This window comes from Aquipseudomonas alcaligenes NBRC 14159, assembly GCF_000467105.1.
Taxonomy (GTDB): domain Bacteria; phylum Pseudomonadota; class Gammaproteobacteria; order Pseudomonadales; family Pseudomonadaceae; genus Aquipseudomonas; species Aquipseudomonas alcaligenes.
In genome coordinates this window covers 227,830-244,417 of record NZ_BATI01000006.1, presented here as the reverse complement: position 1 = coordinate 244,417, position 16,588 = coordinate 227,830, and the positions used below count along the sequence as shown (strand labels likewise).

The 16,588-nt window shown below is 66.5% G+C and carries 15 protein-coding genes; 6 read left to right on the top strand and 9 right to left on the bottom strand.

Annotated features, from left to right (window positions below):
- Positions 1-25 precede the first annotated feature (25 nt).
- On the top strand, positions 26-2,488 hold the full coding sequence (locus PA6_RS04390; protein ID WP_021699674.1) for a hypothetical protein: 2,463 nt from the start codon (positions 26-28) through the stop codon (positions 2,486-2,488).
- A 69-nt stretch (positions 2,489-2,557) separates the two neighbouring features.
- Positions 2,558-3,091 (top strand): hypothetical protein, encoded by a 534-nt coding sequence (locus PA6_RS04385; RefSeq protein WP_021699673.1) that lies wholly within the window; start codon positions 2,558-2,560, stop codon positions 3,089-3,091.
- Between the two features lie 86 nt (positions 3,092-3,177).
- On the opposite strand, the gene PA6_RS04380 is transcribed toward PA6_RS04385, so the two are convergent.
- The 7 genes from PA6_RS04380 to PA6_RS04350 form a co-directional block, all read right to left on the bottom strand.
- Positions 3,178-3,996: an SDR family oxidoreductase gene (locus tag PA6_RS04380; RefSeq protein ID WP_021699672.1), complete on the bottom strand. Its 819-nt coding sequence runs from the start codon at positions 3,994-3,996 to the stop codon at positions 3,178-3,180.
- A 91-nt stretch (positions 3,997-4,087) separates the two neighbouring features.
- Positions 4,088-6,076: an acetyl/propionyl/methylcrotonyl-CoA carboxylase subunit alpha gene (locus PA6_RS04375; protein WP_021699671.1), complete on the bottom strand. Its 1,989-nt coding sequence runs from the start codon at positions 6,074-6,076 to the stop codon at positions 4,088-4,090.
- Between the two features lie 120 nt (positions 6,077-6,196).
- Complete coding sequence (locus PA6_RS04370; RefSeq protein WP_021699670.1) at positions 6,197-6,994, bottom strand: enoyl-CoA hydratase/isomerase family protein; 798 nt, start codon at positions 6,992-6,994, stop codon at positions 6,197-6,199.
- A gap of 10 nt (positions 6,995-7,004) precedes the next feature.
- The gene (gene atuD / locus PA6_RS04365) at positions 7,005-8,165 is read right to left on the bottom strand and encodes a citronellyl-CoA dehydrogenase (protein ID WP_021699669.1); all 1,161 of its coding nucleotides are present in this window, start codon (positions 8,163-8,165) and stop codon (positions 7,005-7,007) included.
- 44 nt (positions 8,166-8,209) lie between these two features.
- Positions 8,210-9,826, bottom strand: coding sequence for a geranyl-CoA carboxylase subunit beta (atuC, locus tag PA6_RS04360; protein ID WP_021699668.1), 1,617 nt, complete (start codon positions 9,824-9,826; stop codon positions 8,210-8,212).
- Positions 9,827-9,829: 3 nt separating this feature from the next.
- Positions 9,830-10,693: an SDR family oxidoreductase gene (locus PA6_RS04355; protein WP_021699667.1), complete on the bottom strand. Its 864-nt coding sequence runs from the start codon at positions 10,691-10,693 to the stop codon at positions 9,830-9,832.
- A 66-nt stretch (positions 10,694-10,759) separates the two neighbouring features.
- Positions 10,760-12,547, bottom strand: a complete 1,788-nt coding sequence (locus PA6_RS04350; protein WP_021699666.1) for an acyclic terpene utilization AtuA family protein — start codon at positions 12,545-12,547, stop codon at positions 10,760-10,762.
- A gap of 162 nt (positions 12,548-12,709) precedes the next feature.
- On the opposite strand from PA6_RS04350, the gene PA6_RS04345 reads away from it, so the two are divergent.
- The 3 genes from PA6_RS04345 (at position 12,710) to PA6_RS04335 (ending at position 15,109) form a co-directional block, all read left to right on the top strand.
- Positions 12,710-13,333 carry a TetR/AcrR family transcriptional regulator gene (locus PA6_RS04345; protein WP_203792480.1) on the top strand — a complete coding sequence of 208 codons (624 nt, stop codon included), beginning with the start codon at positions 12,710-12,712 and terminating at the stop codon, positions 13,331-13,333.
- Positions 13,334-13,458: 125 nt separating this feature from the next.
- Positions 13,459-14,217, top strand: a complete 759-nt coding sequence (locus PA6_RS04340) for a substrate-binding periplasmic protein (RefSeq protein WP_052520107.1) — start codon at positions 13,459-13,461, stop codon at positions 14,215-14,217.
- A gap of 76 nt (positions 14,218-14,293) precedes the next feature.
- The gene (locus PA6_RS04335; RefSeq protein ID WP_021699663.1) at positions 14,294-15,109 is read left to right on the top strand and encodes a substrate-binding domain-containing protein; all 816 of its coding nucleotides are present in this window, start codon (positions 14,294-14,296) and stop codon (positions 15,107-15,109) included.
- On the opposite strand, the gene PA6_RS04330 is transcribed toward PA6_RS04335, so the two are convergent.
- Together PA6_RS04330 and PA6_RS22650 are read right to left on the bottom strand one after the other, a co-directional pair.
- Positions 15,060-15,818, bottom strand: a complete 759-nt coding sequence (locus tag PA6_RS04330) for a CPBP family intramembrane glutamic endopeptidase (RefSeq protein WP_021699662.1) — start codon at positions 15,816-15,818, stop codon at positions 15,060-15,062. The two genes, PA6_RS04335 and PA6_RS04330, sit on opposite strands and share 50 nt — an antisense overlap.
- Positions 15,819-15,844: 26 nt before the next feature.
- A complete protein-coding gene (locus PA6_RS22650) occupies positions 15,845-16,012 on the bottom strand; it encodes a DUF2897 family protein (protein ID WP_021699661.1) in 168 nt (55 codons plus the stop codon).
- Positions 16,013-16,249: 237 nt separating this feature from the next.
- Between PA6_RS22650 and PA6_RS23305 the strand changes: the two genes are divergently transcribed.
- Complete coding sequence (locus PA6_RS23305) at positions 16,250-16,444, top strand: hypothetical protein (protein ID WP_021699660.1); 195 nt, start codon at positions 16,250-16,252, stop codon at positions 16,442-16,444.
- The last annotated feature ends 144 nt before the right edge of the window (positions 16,445-16,588 follow it).

The following is a 16,588-nucleotide window of genomic DNA, read 5'->3' as shown; positions in this document are numbered from 1 at the left end:
CCTCAACCGCGCAGGGAGCCGCACCATGGCCAATATGGAAACCCCGGAAGAAGCTGCAGAGTCGCTGGGCAAGCTCGTGATCAAGCTGCTCTGGGAGCTGGCCAAGCTGGTGCTGCCCATTGTCGCCGTGGCCATGCTCGCGCCGTGGGCGGCGCTGGCTCTGGTGGCAACGTTCGCGCTGCTCACCGGGCTGTGCGCCCGGCTGGGCTGGCGCCGAGTGGCTGCGGTCCTGAGCTGGCTGCTGACCGCTGCGGTGATCGGTCTGAGCTTTTCCTTGTTCGCCTGGCTGTCGGCCTGGTGGGCGGTGCCGCTTTGCGCGCTGCTGCTGTTGTTCGGGCTGGCGCTGGTGGCCAGCTACGAGAAGCGTCTCGGCCTGGCCAAGGCCAAGCCGCACATAGCCGAAATCGCCTCGTCGAGCGGCTCCAGCGCCTGGGGCGGTGGTGATCTGCAGACGCCGGAAGGCGAGACCATCCGCACCTTTGCCTGGGGCGAGATCGCCATGGGCGGGCCGACCTATGGCAGCTACCTGTTTCCCGATGGCGTGCTACTGGAGGGCCTCGGTGCTTCGGTACGCTTTTCCGCCAGCGGCCGCTACTTCGCCGCGCCGCTGCCAAGCCGCGAGCGCTGGGGCCTGTTGATTCTCGACCGCCAGCAGCGGCGCGTGTACCGCAATGCGGAGATCGGCGAATTCTGGGAAATCGACGAGTTCAGCGACGAGGCCATCGGCGGCCGGCACAGCCCGCTGGTGGGCAACCAGGGTTATCGCATGCCGCTGGCCGAGTTGCTGGCGCAGAGCGAGGGCGTCGACCTGGTGGCGGTGCGTGACCTGTGGCTGGAGCCGGGCTGGTCGGTGGAGCTGGGCGGGCGCGATTTCCCCGCGCCGGCCGCGGCGCATAGCCTGCGTGGCATACCGTACCTGCCGGAAACCCTGCGCGAGCTGGAGGACCCGCTGCAGCCGCTGCGCTACCCGGCGTTGCGTCTGGAGATCGATGGCGAACCCAGCGATCTGCTGCTGGCGGCTGACGAGCTGCCGCTGTGGCGCGACGACGGCCAGGCCCTGGTCTGCCGTATCGGCCGCGCCTGGCCGAAGACACTCTGGCTCTGGCAGGCCGGGCAGGGCTGGCGCGAGTTGCCCGAGCCCTGGATGGCCGCCGAGGCGGAACCGGGGCTGCTCTGGGATGAGCCCTGCGCGCTGAGCCAGACGGAGCTGCATCTGCGGGGGCGCCTGGCGACGGCGCAGCTCGACCACCTGGGCTTCGGTTACCAGCTGCAGCATTACTACGGTGAAGTTGAAACCGTCATTGGTCATGACCCCGAAGGGCGCCTCCTGCTCGGTGAACAGCAGGGCGCCGGGTTGACCCGCGTCTTGCCGCTGCAGGCCAAGGGCGTGCGTGGCGAGGGCGCTGTGCTCGGCGAGGCGATGATGGGCGGCGTGTCGCCGCGCTTCGAGTGGCGGCGCGACAGCCGCGATGGTCGCCTGGGCGCCTATGCCTGTCGAATCGGTGACTGGCAGCTGGAGGGCGAGTGGCTGCTCGATCATCGGGTGTCCGACTGCGGTCGCTTCCTGGCCTTGATCGCGTTTGCCGAGGCGCCGGCAGTACCGCACAGGCTCTGCGTCGCGGACCTGCAGCGGCGTGTCCTGCTGGAGTTCGCGCAGCGTCCGCTGATCGCCGGATTGCTGGACTTCCGTGCGGGCGTGCTGAGCCTGGCCTGCATCGTCGGCCGGCTGGGACGCGACGAGCGGGACACGGCCCTGCATCGTTATGACCAGGCAGCGCCGGCGGCCGAGCAGGCGGCCGGCTTCGTCGAGCGAGACGAGCACTCGCGGCTGTATCAGCGCCGCCTCGCGCTGCGCGTCGCTGCGGACGGTCTGCAGGCGCTGCCGGGCTGGCGCCTGGTGGAGCGTCCGCAGGTGGCCAATGCCGACGGCGACTTCATCCTGCCGGCGCCCGGTGGGCGGGATGCCGCCTGGTTGTTCGGGGCGCAGAGCGAGTATCGTGACGGCTACCCGCGTGAGCGCCACCCGCGTGGCGATGGCTGTCTGCTCACCGCTTCGAGGATAGGGCTGGCCGATGTCGGCCCCGCGCTGATCTGGTCGGCCGATGGCCGCTACCTGGCGCTGACCCGCCATGTACCTCGTATGCAGGCTACCGAGAGTGCCGACACCGACCTCTGGTACCTGCTGCTGCTCGATATGCAGGCACGCACGTTGCGCCAGGGCGAGCAACACCTCGGCTGCATGCCGCATTTCCTGCGTTTCGACGCCCACGGTATCGAGTGGCGGGTCCTGCCCACCGACTGGGAGCACGAAGATTCCGCCGCCGAATGGCAGGCTTGCCGCCAGCCGCTGGAGGCGCTGTTGGCGCTGCCCGCGGCCCCGCTGCAGCCCTCTGGCGAGCTCTGGCTGCCGGCCGCGGAACTGGCGCGTGCCGAACAGTGGCAGGGCCTGGATCGCAGGCATCTGCAGGCCTGGTGCAACATGAGGTAAAGCCTGCGGCTTGCCAGATCTCGGGTCTGGGGCGAGCATGAAGGCATTCTTCAGGCAAACCTGCTGATCATGAACTTTATTCGTCCGATGGCCCTGGGCTTGGTCGTCACCCTGCTGGCGGCCTGTGACCAGGCGCCGGCGCCGCCCGAGCCGACCCCGGCGCCAGAACCCGCCGCTCCCGCCGTGGAGCAACCCAAGGTGCCCGCTCAGCCCGTCGAGGTGGAGCGCACCGTCGAGGCCAAACCGGAGCAACCGCCCGCACCACCGCGGCAGGAAGCCCGAGTACGTGCCGCGCCACCGGACAAGGCGCCAGAGGCGGCTCGCGTACTACCCAAGGCCGCGCAGAAGCCCGCACCCAAGGTCGAGCCCCCGCCAGCGGACAAGCTCGATCTGCGCCTGCCCGATGAACTGGTAGAGCGCCTGGAGCTGGGGGCTCCGCTGGAGCAGCCCGAGCGCGAGCCGCTGTTGCCGCCGCTGTTCGTGGAGAAACCGGCCGAGCCCGGTCCCTATCAGCTCAACGGCCGGCTTATTACCAATGACCGGGTGGATGACTATTGGGATTCGGTGGAGGGGGCGGAGCTGCAGATCGAGTTCCGCAACTAGCGCGTCGTGGCGCCAGCTCTTGCCTCGCCGAGAGGCGCCGGCAGGCACCAGTCCGGCGTGGTGGCTGGTGCCTGCCGAGTCGTGCCTCAGTCGACGAACAGGTCGGTCATGAGCTTGCCGGCCGGGTCATAGCGGTACTGTTCGAAGTCCGTCTGGCCCTGTTCGCGCAGGATCTCCTCGTCGATCAGCAGGCGCCCGCTGATGCTGCGCCCGCTGCTGCTGAGGATGGCGTAGGCGGCATCGGCCATGATCGCCGGCAGGCGCGCGGCCTTCATCACGGCGGGGCCGCCCGCTTCGAACTCGATGGCGGCGGTGGCGATCACCGTCTTCGGCCACAGTGCGTTGACGCTGATGCTGTACTTCCTGAATTCCTCGTGCATGCCCAGGGTCAGCATGCTCATGCCGTACTTGGTGGTGGTGTAGGGCCCGTAGCTGGCGAACCACTTGGGATCGAGGTTGAGCGGCGGCGACAGGCTGAGGATATGACCCTGGGTCTTCTTCAGGTAGGGCAGCGCCGCCTGGCTGCAGACCATCACCGCGCGGGTGTTGATCTGGAACATCAGGTCGTAGCGCTTGGGCTCCAGGTGCTCGACGCCCTTGAGGCGGATGGCGCCGGCATTGTTGATCAGCGCATCGATGCCGCCGAAGTGCTCGGCAGCCTGGGCCATGGCGACCTTCACTGCTTCTTCGTCACGCACGTCCAGTTGCAGGGGCAGGGCCTTCCCACCGGCGGCAATGATTTCCTCGGCCACCGAGAAGATGGTGCCCGGCAGTTTCGGGTGGGCCTCGGCGCTCTTGGCCGCGACCACGATATTGGCGCCGTCGGCGGCGGCCTTGAGGGCGATCTCGCGGCCGATGCCGCGGCTGGCGCCGGTGATGAACAGGGTCTTTCCGTTAAGTGACATAAGGCCTCCAAAGCGGCGCTTGCACAGAAATGGGCAAACCCCGCCCAGGATTCCCTGGCGCGGGGCTTGGTATCAGCCATTGGGATTGAGGTCAGGCTTCGTCGGCTTCGATTTCCACCAGCAACTGGCGGTTCTTGACCTGGTCGCCCTGGCTCACGCCGACCCGGCGCACCACGCCGTCGGCGCCGGCCTTGAGCGGGTGTTCCATCTTCATGGCTTCCAGCACCACCAGCAGCTGGCCCTTGCTGACGCGCGCGCCTTCCTCGACCAGTACGTCGACGATGGCACCGTCCATGGGGGCCTTTACCGCGCCGGAGCTGGCGGCGTTCTGCCCACCGGCCGGCTCGTGGGTCACGTCGGTGAGTTCCAGGTTGCCGAAGTGGCCGAACAGCCACAGGCGGTCGCCGTCGTGGTGGTAGGCCTGGCGACGGCGGATGCCGTCCTGCTCCAGGGTCAGCCAGCGGCCGTCGCTGGCCAGCAGGTGCAGTTCAACCTGGCTGTCGCCCACGCGGGCGCGCAGATGCGGCTGGGCGCCATCGCCGAGCACGTCCAGCTCGATCTCGTGCTTGTGTTCGCCCTGTTTGAGGATGAAGCGCCACGGCGCGCTGCCGGCACTGCGCCAGCCAGCCAGGCCGGCCTGGTGGGCACGACTGCCCGCCGACTCCTGATAGAGCAGGGCGGCAGCAATGGCCAGCTCGCTGGCGGCCGGCGCCTGCGGGGCCAGGCTTTCGTCGCTGGCAAAGTGCTCGGCGATAAAGGCCGTGGTGGCGTTGCTGGCGGCGAACTCCGGGTTGGCCAGCAGGTTGGCGAGGAAGCGCTGGTTGCCGTTGACCCCCAGCAGCACGCAGTTTTCCAGGGCACGCACCAGCTTGCGCCGGGCATCCTCACGGGTCGCGCCGTAGGCGATGACCTTGGCCAGCATCGGGTCGTAGAAGGGCGTGACTTCCTGACCTTCGACCAGGCCATGGTCGATGCGGATGCCTTCGAGCAGCTCGGGCTCCCAGCGCAGCACGCGGCCAGTCTGCGGCAGGAAGTTGTGCGCTGAGTCCTCGGCGTACAGGCGCACTTCCATGGCGTGGCCGCTGAGGGTGATCTCGTCCTGCTTGAGCGGCAGTGCCTGGCCTTCGGCGACGCGGATCTGCCAGGCCACCAGGTCCTGCCCGGTGATCAGTTCGGTAACCGGGTGCTCCACCTGCAGGCGGGTATTCATTTCCAAGAAGAAGAACTCGCCGCTGGCATCCAGCAGGAATTCCACGGTGCCGGCACCCACGTAGTTGACCCGCGCGGCGGCCTTGACCGCGGCTTCGCCCATGGCGCGGCGCAGCTCGGGCGTCATCACCGGGCAGGGGGCTTCCTCGACCACTTTCTGGTGGCGACGCTGCACCGAGCAGTCACGCTCTCCGAGGTAAACGATGTGGCCGTGCTGGTCGCCGAATACCTGAATCTCGACGTGGCGCGGGCGGATCACCGCGCGTTCTAGAATCAGCTCGCCGGAACCGAAGGCGTTCTGTGCCTCGGAGCGTGCGGTGCGGATCTGCTCCTGCAGCTCGCTGGCCTGATGCACCAGACGCATGCCGCGACCGCCGCCGCCGGCGCTGGCCTTGATCATCAGCGGGTAGCCGATGCGCTCGGCCTCACGCACCAGCGTCTCGTCGTCCTGGGCGGCGCCTTCGTAGCCGGGAATGCAGGGCACGCCGGCTTCGAGCATAGCGATCTTCGACAGGCGCTTGCTGCCCATCAGGTGGATGGCTTCCACGGTCGGGCCGATGAAGACGATACCGGCGGCCTCACAGGCGCGGGCAAAGTCGGCGTTCTCGGAGAGGAAGCCGTAGCCCGGGTGGATGGCGTCGGCGCCAGTCTTCTGCGCGGCTTTGATGATGTTGTCGATCACCAGGTAAGACTGGTTGACCTGCGCCGGGCCGATGCACACGGCCTCGTCGGCCACCTGCACATGGCGGGCGCCGGCATCGGCCTCGGAGTACACCGCCACGGTGCGGTAGCCGAGTTCCTTGGCGGTGCGCATGACGCGGCAGGCGATTTCACCGCGGTTGGCGATCAGGATCTTGTTGAAGGCGGGCATCGTCGTGCTCCTGCTAGTCGTAGCCCGGATGCAATCCGGGGTGTCGGTTCCCGGATTGCATCCGGGCTACTTCGATTTGTTCCCTCTCCCCGAGGGGGGAGGGTTGGGGAGAGGGGAGCGTTACTCCGCCCACTTGGGCTTGCGCTTCTGCACGAAAGCCATGGTGCCTTCCACGCCTTCGCTGCCCAGCACGGCCTCGGCGAACTGGCCAGCCGCACGGTCGAGCAGGCCGGCGAGGTGCTCCGTTTCGGTGGCCAGCAGCAGTGCCTTGGTTGCCGCATTGGCGTCGGGGGCGCACTGGCGTACCTGCTGCAGGCACTCGGCGAGGCGGTCGACCAGCGCCTGGTCATCGCCTTCGCAGAAGTGCACCAGGCCCAGGCGCAGAGCATCGGCGCCGTCGAAGCGGGCGGCGGTCAGGGCCAGGCGCCGGGCCTGGGTCAGACCGATGCGCTTGGCCACGAAGGGGGCAATCTGCGCTGGCAAAATCCCCAGGCTGGTTTCCGGCAGGCCGAACTTGGCGTTCTGGTGGGCGATGGCGATATCGGAGACGCAGGCCAGGCCGAAACCTCCGCCGAGCACCGCACCTTCCAGCACCGCGACCAGCACCTGAGGCGCCTCCTGGGCTTCTTCCAGCAGGCGGCCGAAGGCGCGGTTGAGGTCGCGATAGGCGTCACCTCCCTTGGCTCGCGCCCCGGCCATGTCCTTGATATCGCCGCCGGCGCAGAAGTGGCCGTCGGTGCCGCGCAGTACCAGGGCGCGCACGCCTCGGTCGCTGCGCACGGCCGCGAGCACTGCGCGCAGCTCCTCGACCATGGCCAGGCTCATGGCGTTGCGGCTTTCCGGGCGGTTGAGGCTGACGTAGAGCACGCCCTCGACCTGTTCCAGCAGCAGGGTTTGGCAGTTCGGCAGTTCGGCCATGGTCGCTTCCTCAGCCCTTCTTTTTGCCGGGCAGGATGCCCATCAGCTTGCAGATGATGCCCAGCATGATTTCGTCGGCGCCGCCGCCAATCGAGACCAGACGCACGTCGCGGTAGGCACGCGAAACCGGGTTGTCCCACATGAAGCCCATGCCGCCCCAGTACTGCAGGCAGGCGTCGGACACTTCGCGACCGAGGCGACCGGCCTTGAGCTTGGCCATCGAGGCCAGCTTGGTCACGTCGCGGCCTTTCACGTACTGCTCGGTGGCCTGGTAGACCAGGGCGCGCAGGCATTCGATCTCAGTCTGCAGCTCGGCCAGGCGGAAGTGGATGGCCTGGTTGTCGATCAGCGGGTTGCCGAAGGTGTGGCGCTGCTTGCAGTAGTCGATGGTGGAGTCGACGCAGTACTCCAGGCCCTTGATGATGTTGGCCGCGCCGAACAGGCGCTCTTCCTGGAACTGCAGCATCTGCATCATGAAGCCGGCGCCTTCGTGACCGATGCGGTAGCGCTGCGGCACGCGCACGTTGTCGAAGAACACCTGGGCGGTTTCCGAGCTGCGCATGCCGAGCTTGTCCAGGTGCGGACTGACGGTGATGCCCGGGGTCTTCATCGGCACCACGATCAGCGACTTGTTCACGTGCGGCTTGTCGTCGCTGGTGTTGGCCAGCAGGCAGATGAAGTCGGCCGACGGCGAGTTGGTGATCCACATCTTGCTGCCGTTGATCACGTAGTCGTCGCCGTCCTTGCGCGCGGTGGTCTTCAGACCGGCCACGTCGGAACCGGCACCCACTTCGGAGACGCCGATGCAGCCGACCATGTCGCCGGCAATCGCCGGGGCGAGGAACTGTTCGCGCAGCTCATCGGAGCCGAAGCGGGCCAGGGCCGGGGTGCACATGTCGGTCTGCACGCCGATGGACATCGGGATGCCGCCGCAGCGGATGGTGCCGAACTCTTCGGCCGCGACGATGGAGTAGCTGTAGTCCAGGCCCATGCCGCCGAATTTCTCCGGCTTGGAGATGCCCAGCAGGCCCAGATCACCGGCCTTCTTGAAGATTTCGTGGATCGGGAAGCGACCGTCCTTTTCCCACTCGTCGACGTGCGGGTTGATTTCCTTGTCGACAAAGTTGCGTACGGTGCGGCGGAGTTCTTCGTGTTCCTGGGTAAAGATCATGTTGTTGTTCTCCTGGGATCTCGAATGAAAGGTGGGCGACCGGCTCAGAGCCGGGCCACGCCGAAGGTGTTGGATTTGAGCGGGCGCACGGCGGCTTCGGCGCAGATGTCCAGCAGGAAGCCGAGCAGCTTGCGCGTGTCACGCGGGTCGATCAGGCCGTCGTCCCACAGGCTGGCGGTGCCGTACAGCGCGGTGGACTGGCTGTCGAGCTTCTGCGCGGTGGCCATTTCCAGCATGTCGAGCATCTTCGGGTCGGCCTCCTTGCCTTCCTTGCGGTGCTTGTCCTCGGTGACGATGCGCAGCACCTTGCCGGCCTGGGCGCCGCCCATCACGGCGGTCTTGCTGTTGGGCCAGGCGAAGATAAAGCGCGGATCGAGACCGCGGCCGCACATTGCGTAGTTGCCGGCGCCGTAGGAGCCGCCGACGACGATGGTCAGCTTCGGCACGCTGCAGTTGGCCACGGCCTGGATCAGCTTGGAGCCGTGCTTGATCACGCCGTTCTGTTCCGACTCGGTGCCGACCATGAAGCCGGTGGTGTTGTGGAAGAACAGGATCGGCGTGTTGCTCTGCTCGCACAGCTGGATGAACTGGGCGGCCTTGGCCGCGCCGCGCGGGGTGATCGGGCCGTTGTTGCCGATGAAGCCGCAGGGCTGGCCTTCGATGGCCAGGTGGCCGCAAACGGTCTGGCTGTCGAACTCGTTCTTGAAGTCGAGGAACTCCGAGCCGTCGGCGATGCGGGCGATGATCTCGCGCACGTCGTAGGGCTTCTTGGCGTCCGCCGGGACGATGCCCAGCAGCTCCTCGGCCGGGTACAGCGGCTCGCGCCAGGTACGTTTCTCACGAGCGGGCAGTTGTTGGTTCCACGGCAGCAGGCCGGTGATCTCGCGGGCCAGGCGCACGCCGTCGGCATCGTTCTCGGCCAGGTATTCGGCGGTACCGGCGACCTGGGCGTGCATCTCGGCGCCGCCCAGCTCTTCGTCGGTGGCGATCTCGCCGGTCGCGGCTTTCAGCAGGGGCGGGCCGGCGAGGAACATCTTGGCCTTGCCGCGCACCACTACCACGTAGTCGGACAGGCCCGGCTGGTAGGCCCCGCCGGCGGTGCTGGAGCCGTGTACCACGGTGATCTGCGGCAGGCCCATGGCCGACATGCGCGCCTGGTTGGCGAAGCCGCGCGCGCCTTCGACGAAGATGTCGGCGGCGTAGTTGAGGTTGGCGCCGCCGCTCTCGGCCAGGGTGATCACCGGCAGCTTGTTCTCCACGGCGATCTGCTGCAGGCGCAGGGATTTCTTCAGACCGGTGGGGGAGATGGTGCCGCCCTTGATCGCGCTGTTGTTGGCGATCACCAGGCAGCGCACGCCAGCGACGTAGCCGATGCCGGCGATGATGCCGCCGCCGGCCTGGGTACCGTCCTTGTCGTCGTGCAGCTTGTAGCCGGCCAGCGAGGACAGCTCAAGGAAGGGTGCGCCCGGGTCGAGCAGCAGGTTGATACGCTCGCGCGGCAGCAGCTGGCCGCGCTTGACGAACTTGGGCTTGGCCTCGGCGGCCTTGTCCAGCACCTTCTGTTCCACGTCGCGGAAGCTGGCGATGGCGGTCAGCATGGCCTGACGATTCTGCGCGAAGGTGTCGCCATGGACGTCGATGTCGCTCTGGATGACCGGCATGACTTACTCCTTGAACACGTCGGGCATGTAGGCCCGGTGGAAGCCGTTGTAGGACTCGCTCTTCTTCGCCTTGGCCAGCGGCCAGGCGCGGGTGCCGAGGCTGGCGGCGCCGTCGATGCGGATGGTGTTGCCGTTGATGAAGTTGGCACCCGGCGACAGCAGGAAGACAATCGCCGCGGCCACTTCCGACTCGGTGCCGATGCGCTGCAGCGGCACGTGCTCCTTGAGATTGCGGATCAGGCTCTTCATCGACTCGGGGTAGGTGTCCATGCCGCTGGAGGCGATCCAGCCCGGTGCCACCGCATTGACCCGCACGTTGCAGTGGCCCCACTCGAAGGCCGCAGTCTTGGTGAAGTTCTCCATGCCGGCGCGGGCGGCGCCGGAGTGGCCCATGCCGGGCATGCCGCCCCACATGTCGGCGAGCATGTTGACGATGCTGCCGCCGTGCTTGCACAGGCTCTGGGTGAAGACTTCGCGAGCGACCAGGAAGCCGCCCACCAGGTTGGTGCGAACGACGGTCTCGAAGCCTTTCTGGTTGATGCTGATCAGTGGTGCCGGGAACTGGCCGCCGGCGTTGTTGACCAGGTGGTGGATGCGCTCGCGCTCGGCCAGCACCTGGGCGACCATCGCCTTGACCGCATCTTCCTCGCGGATGTCGCAGACCTTGAAGCTGGCGCTGCCGCCGTCCTCGACAATCTCGGCGCAGGTGCTTTCAAGCTTCTCCAGCTTGCGCCCGACCAGCACCACATGGGCCCCCAGGTAGGCCAGCTCATGCGCCACGCAGCGGCCGATGCCGCTGCCGCCGCCGGTGACCAGAATGGTCTGGCCGGCGAACAGGCCGGGTTTGAAGACTGAGTCGTATGCCATTGTTGTTATCGTCCTCGTCGTAGGGTGGGCAGCGGCCCCTGTCCGCTGTCACCGGAAATCTGTGCGTTACAGCTGCTCGGCCAGGGCCTTGGGCACCGGTACCGGGAACTCCAGCAACTGCTGGGCGAAGGCCTTGCCCTGCGGGTCGATGCGCAGGCTGGCCACGCCGCCGCCACCCAGGGCGTTCTCCAGCAGGAAGTTGAGGCTGTGGCTGCCGGGCAGGTACCAGCGGCTGACCTTGCCGGTCTGGCCGTCGAGTACATGCTGCATCCATTCGGCCACGGCAGCCTCGCTTAGCGCAGCGGCGATCCACGCCAGATATTCGGGCTTTCTCGCCATCACGCCGATGTTGCTGTGGTTGCCCTTGTCGCCGGAGCGGGCCACGGCCAGCTTGATCAGCGGCACGCTGGCATCGGCCTGGCCGCTGGCGGCCGGCACGGCGACGTCGGCGGCAATTTGCGTCGTGCTGAAGGCGTCCAGCTGGGGCAGGGCGAGCGGGTGGCGCTCGCCGTTCAATTCCACTTCCAGCTGGCAGGCGCTCTTGTCCACCAGGAAGCTGAACAGGCGGATCACCGGGTACACGGTGGGGCGGCCGCCGACGATGCCGGTCAGGCCCGGCGCCATGCCGGTCGCGGCCTGGGCGATCTCGCGGGAGAACAGGATCAAGGCTTCTTTCTTCGCGTGGCGCACGCCGATCTTCACCACCACTTCGCGGGTATCACGGCGCTGGCCGTGCGGGCCATAGGTGGCTTCCGAGCCGAGCAGCTCGATGCACACCTCCTTGTAGGGGCCCCAGCCGCGCGCGGCGAACATTTCCTCGGTCTTGGCGATGATCGCCTGGCTGACCCGCTCGGCCTTGGCCACGGCGTCGATACCGGCCAGCAGGCAGCTGGCGGTGCAGCGGAAGCCATCCGGGTGGGTGGCGCTGACCTTGTATTGCGCGGTGGGTGCCAGGCCACGTGCACCTTTCAGCTCGACGCGGTTGTCACCGACCTGGCGCAGCTGCACCTGGGTGAAATCGCAGACCACATCGGGCAGGTAGTAGGCACGCGGATCGCCGATCTCGTAGAGCATCTGCTCGCCGACCGACAGGGTGGAGATCAGGCCGCCGGTGCCTTCCGGCTTGGCGACCACGAAGCTGCCATCGGCCTGCACCTCGACGATCGGGAAGCCGATATGTTCGTAGTCCGGCACGTCGCGCCAGTCGGTGAAGTTGCCGCCGGTGCACTGTGCGCCGCATTCGATGATGTGGCCGGCCAGCGCGGCCTGAGCCAGCTTGTCGTAGTCGCTCCAGGCCCAGCCGAACTCGTGCACCAGGGCGGCGCTGACCACGGCACTGTCGACCACGCGGCCGGTGATGACGATATCCGCCCCCGCTTCAAGCGCCGCGACGATGCCCGGCGCGCCCAGGTAAGCGTTGACCGACACGCACATCGGCGGCAGCGGGGTGCCGCTGAACATTTCGGTGGTTCCGGCCTTGGCCAGTTCGCCCAGCTTGGGTTGCAGGTTGTCGCCATGCAGCACTGCGATCTTCAGGCTCACCCCGGCCTTGTCGCAGGCGGCGGCCAGGGCGGCGGCGCAGGCGCTCGGGTTGACCCCGCCGGCGTTGCTCACCACGCGAATCTTCTTCTGCGCGATCTCGCCGAGCAGCGGCGCCATTACCTCGACGAAGTCGGTGGCATAGCCTTCGTCCGGCTTCTTCATGCGTGCGCCGGCCATGATCGACATGGTCACCTCGGCCAGGTAGTCGAACACCAGGTAGTCCAGTTCGGCGCCGCGAACCAGCTGGGCGGCGGCGGTGGAGGTGTCGCCCCAGAAGGCGGAGGCGCAGCCGATGCGTACGGTCTTGGTCATGGTTGTGGGTCCGTGCGGGAGCAGATGTTGCGAAGGCTACCAAGCAAGCGCTTGGTTGAAAAGCCTTTATGTGCTTCTTTTTACCCAAGCGCTTGCTCGGTATACATGAAGCTCGCGTACAATCAGCGCTGTACGCGAGCGCAACCTGGGGGAGCGATGAGCCTGGACGAACAGAAAGCCCGAAAAGTGATGCAGAAGCTGGTCGCCAATGGCGAGCTGACCGACCCGGACAGCGCCCGCGGCAAGCTGCTGCAGACCGCCGCCCACCTGTTCCGCAGCAAGGGCTACGAGCGCACCACGGTCCGCGACCTGGCCAGCGCCGTGGGTATCCAGTCCGGCAGCATCTTTCACCACTTCAAGAGCAAGGACGAAATCCTCAAGGCGGTGATGGAGGAGACCATCCTCTATAACACTGCGTTGATGCGCGCCGCCCTGGACGAGGCTCGCGGCCCGCGCGAGCGCGTGCTGGGGCTGATTCGCTGCGAGCTGCAGTCGATCATGGGCGGCACCGGCGAGGCCATGGGCGTGCTGGTGTACGAATGGCGTTCGCTCTCCGAGGAGAGCCAGGCCTATATCCTCAGCCTGCGTGACAGCTACGAGCAGATCTGGCTCGACGTGCTCGGCGAGGCGCGTGCCGCCGGCTTCTTCAAGGCCGATCCTTTCGTCCTGCGGCGTTTCCTGACCGGCGCACTGAGCTGGACCACCACCTGGTTCCGCCCGGGCGGCAAGATGACGCTTGATCAGCTGGCCGAGGAGGCCCTGGCCCTGGTCTTCAAGGAAAGCTGACGGATAGGCTAAGCTGCAGGCAGGGCTGGCTACAGGGATGTGCCGGATTTTCTGGCTCTTTCCCGATCGAGGTCACGGCATTGCGCCCCTCCCATTGTCTGCTGCTGTTGGCTTTCGTGTTGTGCATGCCATTGGCCCATGCCGAGCAACGGGTGCGGGTTGGCGCCTACCATTTCCCGCCTTACGTGGTGAAGCCCGAGAGCACAGCGCCCGGCGGGCTGCTCCCGGAACTGCTGGCAGCGCTCAACCAGTCCCAGCAGGACTACCGTTTCGATCTGGTGCCGACGTCGGTGACCCGCCGCTACCGCGATCTGCAGCAGGCGCGCTACGACATGATCCTGTTCGAGTCGCCAGACTGGGGCTGGCAGAACATTCCCCTGCAAAAGCTCGATCTGCAGATCACCGACGCCGAAGTCTATGTCGCGCGCGCCGAAGAGGGGCGTGACCAGCATTACTTCGACCGCCTGGATAACAAGCGCATGGCCCTGTACAGCGGCTATCACTATGGTTTCGCCGGTTTCAATGCCGACCAGGAGTACCTGGGGCGGCAGTTCAACGCGGTACTTACCTATTCCCACGACAGCAACCTGTTGATGCTGCTGCACGGTCGGGCCGATATCAGTGTGGTAACCCGTTCCTACCTGCGCCTGTACCAGAGCGAAAACCCGCAGCAGAGCGCGCGCCTGCTGGTGTCCGAACGTGTCGATCAGGTTTACCACCACCATGCCCTGCTGCGCCCGCAAGGGCCGCTGAATGCCCCGCAACTGGCCAGCTTGCTGCAGGACCTGCAACACAGCGGCCGGCTCGGTGAGCTGGTGAGTCGTTATCATTTAAGGACGGCGGGGGATGCCGTAGCCGAGCATGCCGACCCCATGCCGCGCTGAGGGCGTTGCTTTGTCCATTTACGCCGCTAGATCGCTGGGCTAGTCTTCGCTCAGCTCAGTTGTCCACGAGGTCAATATGTCTCGGCGTCGACAGGGAATGCTTGGCGCTCTGCTGCTGGCAGCGCTGTTCAGCACGGCTGCTGGTGCTGCGGAAGAGGTTCTGATCGCCGCTGTGCATTTCCCGCCTTACGTGATCAAACCCGAGCAGGATGCGCACCGCGGCCTGCTCGGTGAGCTGGTCGCTGCCCTCAACAAGGTGCAGAGCCAGCATCGCTTTGGCCTGCGTGCCACCTCGCTCAACCGCCGTTTCGATGATTTTCGCCAGGGGCGCGTGCATGTCGCCATCTTCGAGAATCCTGACTGGAATTGGCAGGGTATTGCCGGCACCCGTATCGACATGGGGCTGGAAGATGCCGAAGTGCTGGTGGCTCGTCGTGAGCCGGGGCGCGACCAGCACTATTTCGACAACCTGATGAACAAGCGCATGGCGCTGTTCAACGGTTATCACTATGGGTTCGCCGGCTTCAACAACGATCCCAAGTGGCTGGAACAGAATTTCAACGCGGTGCTGACCTACTCCCACGAGAGCAACCTCAGGCTGGTGCTGCTGGGGCGCGTCGACATGGCGCCGATCACCCGCTCCTGGCTCGGTGCGCGCCTGCGCGAGCAGCCTCAGTTGCGCGAGCAGCTGCTGGTGTCGGACTGGGAGGACCAGCGCTACCGCCACTATGCCATCCTCAGCCCGCAGGCACCGATCAGCGCCGAAGACTTGCGCAATACCCTGCAGCTGCTGCGCGACAATGGCGAGATGAAGCGTATTTTCGCGCCCTATGGCATCGACGTCAGGCCGAACGTAGCGGGTAGCTCAGCAACAGCAAGTGCGTCAGATTGACCGCAGCATGCAGCAACAGCGCCGGCCATAGCCGGCCGCGGAGATGGAATACCAGGCCATAACCCAGCCCGGCCACGCCGGCCACCAGGGCGAACAGTGGGCTGAAGGGCAGATGCGCAGCGCCGAACAGCAGGGCGGTCAGCGCTATCCCGGGTGCCACACCCAGGCGTGCCACCATCACGGGCTGCAGCCAGGCACGGAACAGCAGTTCCTCTGCCAGCACCGCCACTCCCAGGTTTACTGCCAGCCATAGCCACAGCTGCTGCGGCCATTTCGGCTGCCAGCCCACCACGCCCAGGGCCATGGCCAGCAGCGGCACCAGCAGCAGGGTGGCGACGCCGATCAGCGCCGCCAGACTCCCGTGCCGTGCCAGCGGCCTTGCTCGGGACAGCCACCAGGCCAGCAGTATCAGACCGAGCAGCAGTTTGTCCCAGGACAGGCGCAGGGTGAAGGGCGGGGCATCGCTGCTGAGCTGCCGGGCGGGCCACAGCAGCATGGGCTGGAAGCCCGGCAGCAGGTGGGCGGCGAGGGCAATACCGCCGAGCAGACCGCCACTCCACCACAGCCAGCGTGGCAGCAGGGCCTCACCCAGAAAGACCCAGGCCAGGTAGCAGAAGGCGCATACCGCTCCCAGCCCATCGATGTAGCCGAGGTACAGCCCCAGGCCGAGCACAGGCATGGGCAGCAGGTGCAGGTACAGCGGCGGCATGCAGCGTCCTTGTGCGGCAGGGCGGTTCAGCTGTCCTTGGCGTCCTGCGCGTCCGCCTCGGCATTGCGCTCGCGGATGCGCTTGAGCTGCTCCTCCGTGAGCGGTAGCCGGCGCGCGCTGTCGCGCAGCAGGAGCAGGCTGCCAAGGATCGAACCGAGGGCCAGGGTAATGATCAGCCAGGCATACCAGGGCATGGGGCGCTCCTTTGAGGTCAATGCCCCACGATAGCGCCCGCTGTCATCTCCCGGCAACCTGGCGCTGCTTCAATCTGGCGCAGCAAAAGGTCCCTGGACGTGCGACTTAGAGCGGCGCATGCCTTCATCTGGTTCAGCATGATCGGTTATGGGCCTAGACGAAATCGAACTTTCGAGCGGCCACGACGCTGGCCTATGCTCGCCTGGCCTTGGCCATTACCCAGAGGGGAGAACATCATGGACATTAGCGTGACCGAAGCGGCCCCGGGTGGCTGGATCGTCAGGCTGGACGGCTGCGCTGTGCCATTCCGCAGCCAGGCGGACGCCGGGCGGTTCGTCGAGCGCCTGCAGCAACGCCTGGATGCCCTGCATGACCTGCCCGTGCCGGCCGTTCATCTTCCTGTCACACAGGAAGTGGAGCATCACGGTTGATACAGGCCGACTCTGGCTCACCTCTCCCGCCGCGAACATCGCGGCATTTTTTTGCCTCTTTTCCGGGGGACTTCAGACGGAGATGTCCGCTCTGCGCGCGGTGGAATTGCTAGAGCATTTGCCCTAGATTCGCCGCAACAGCAA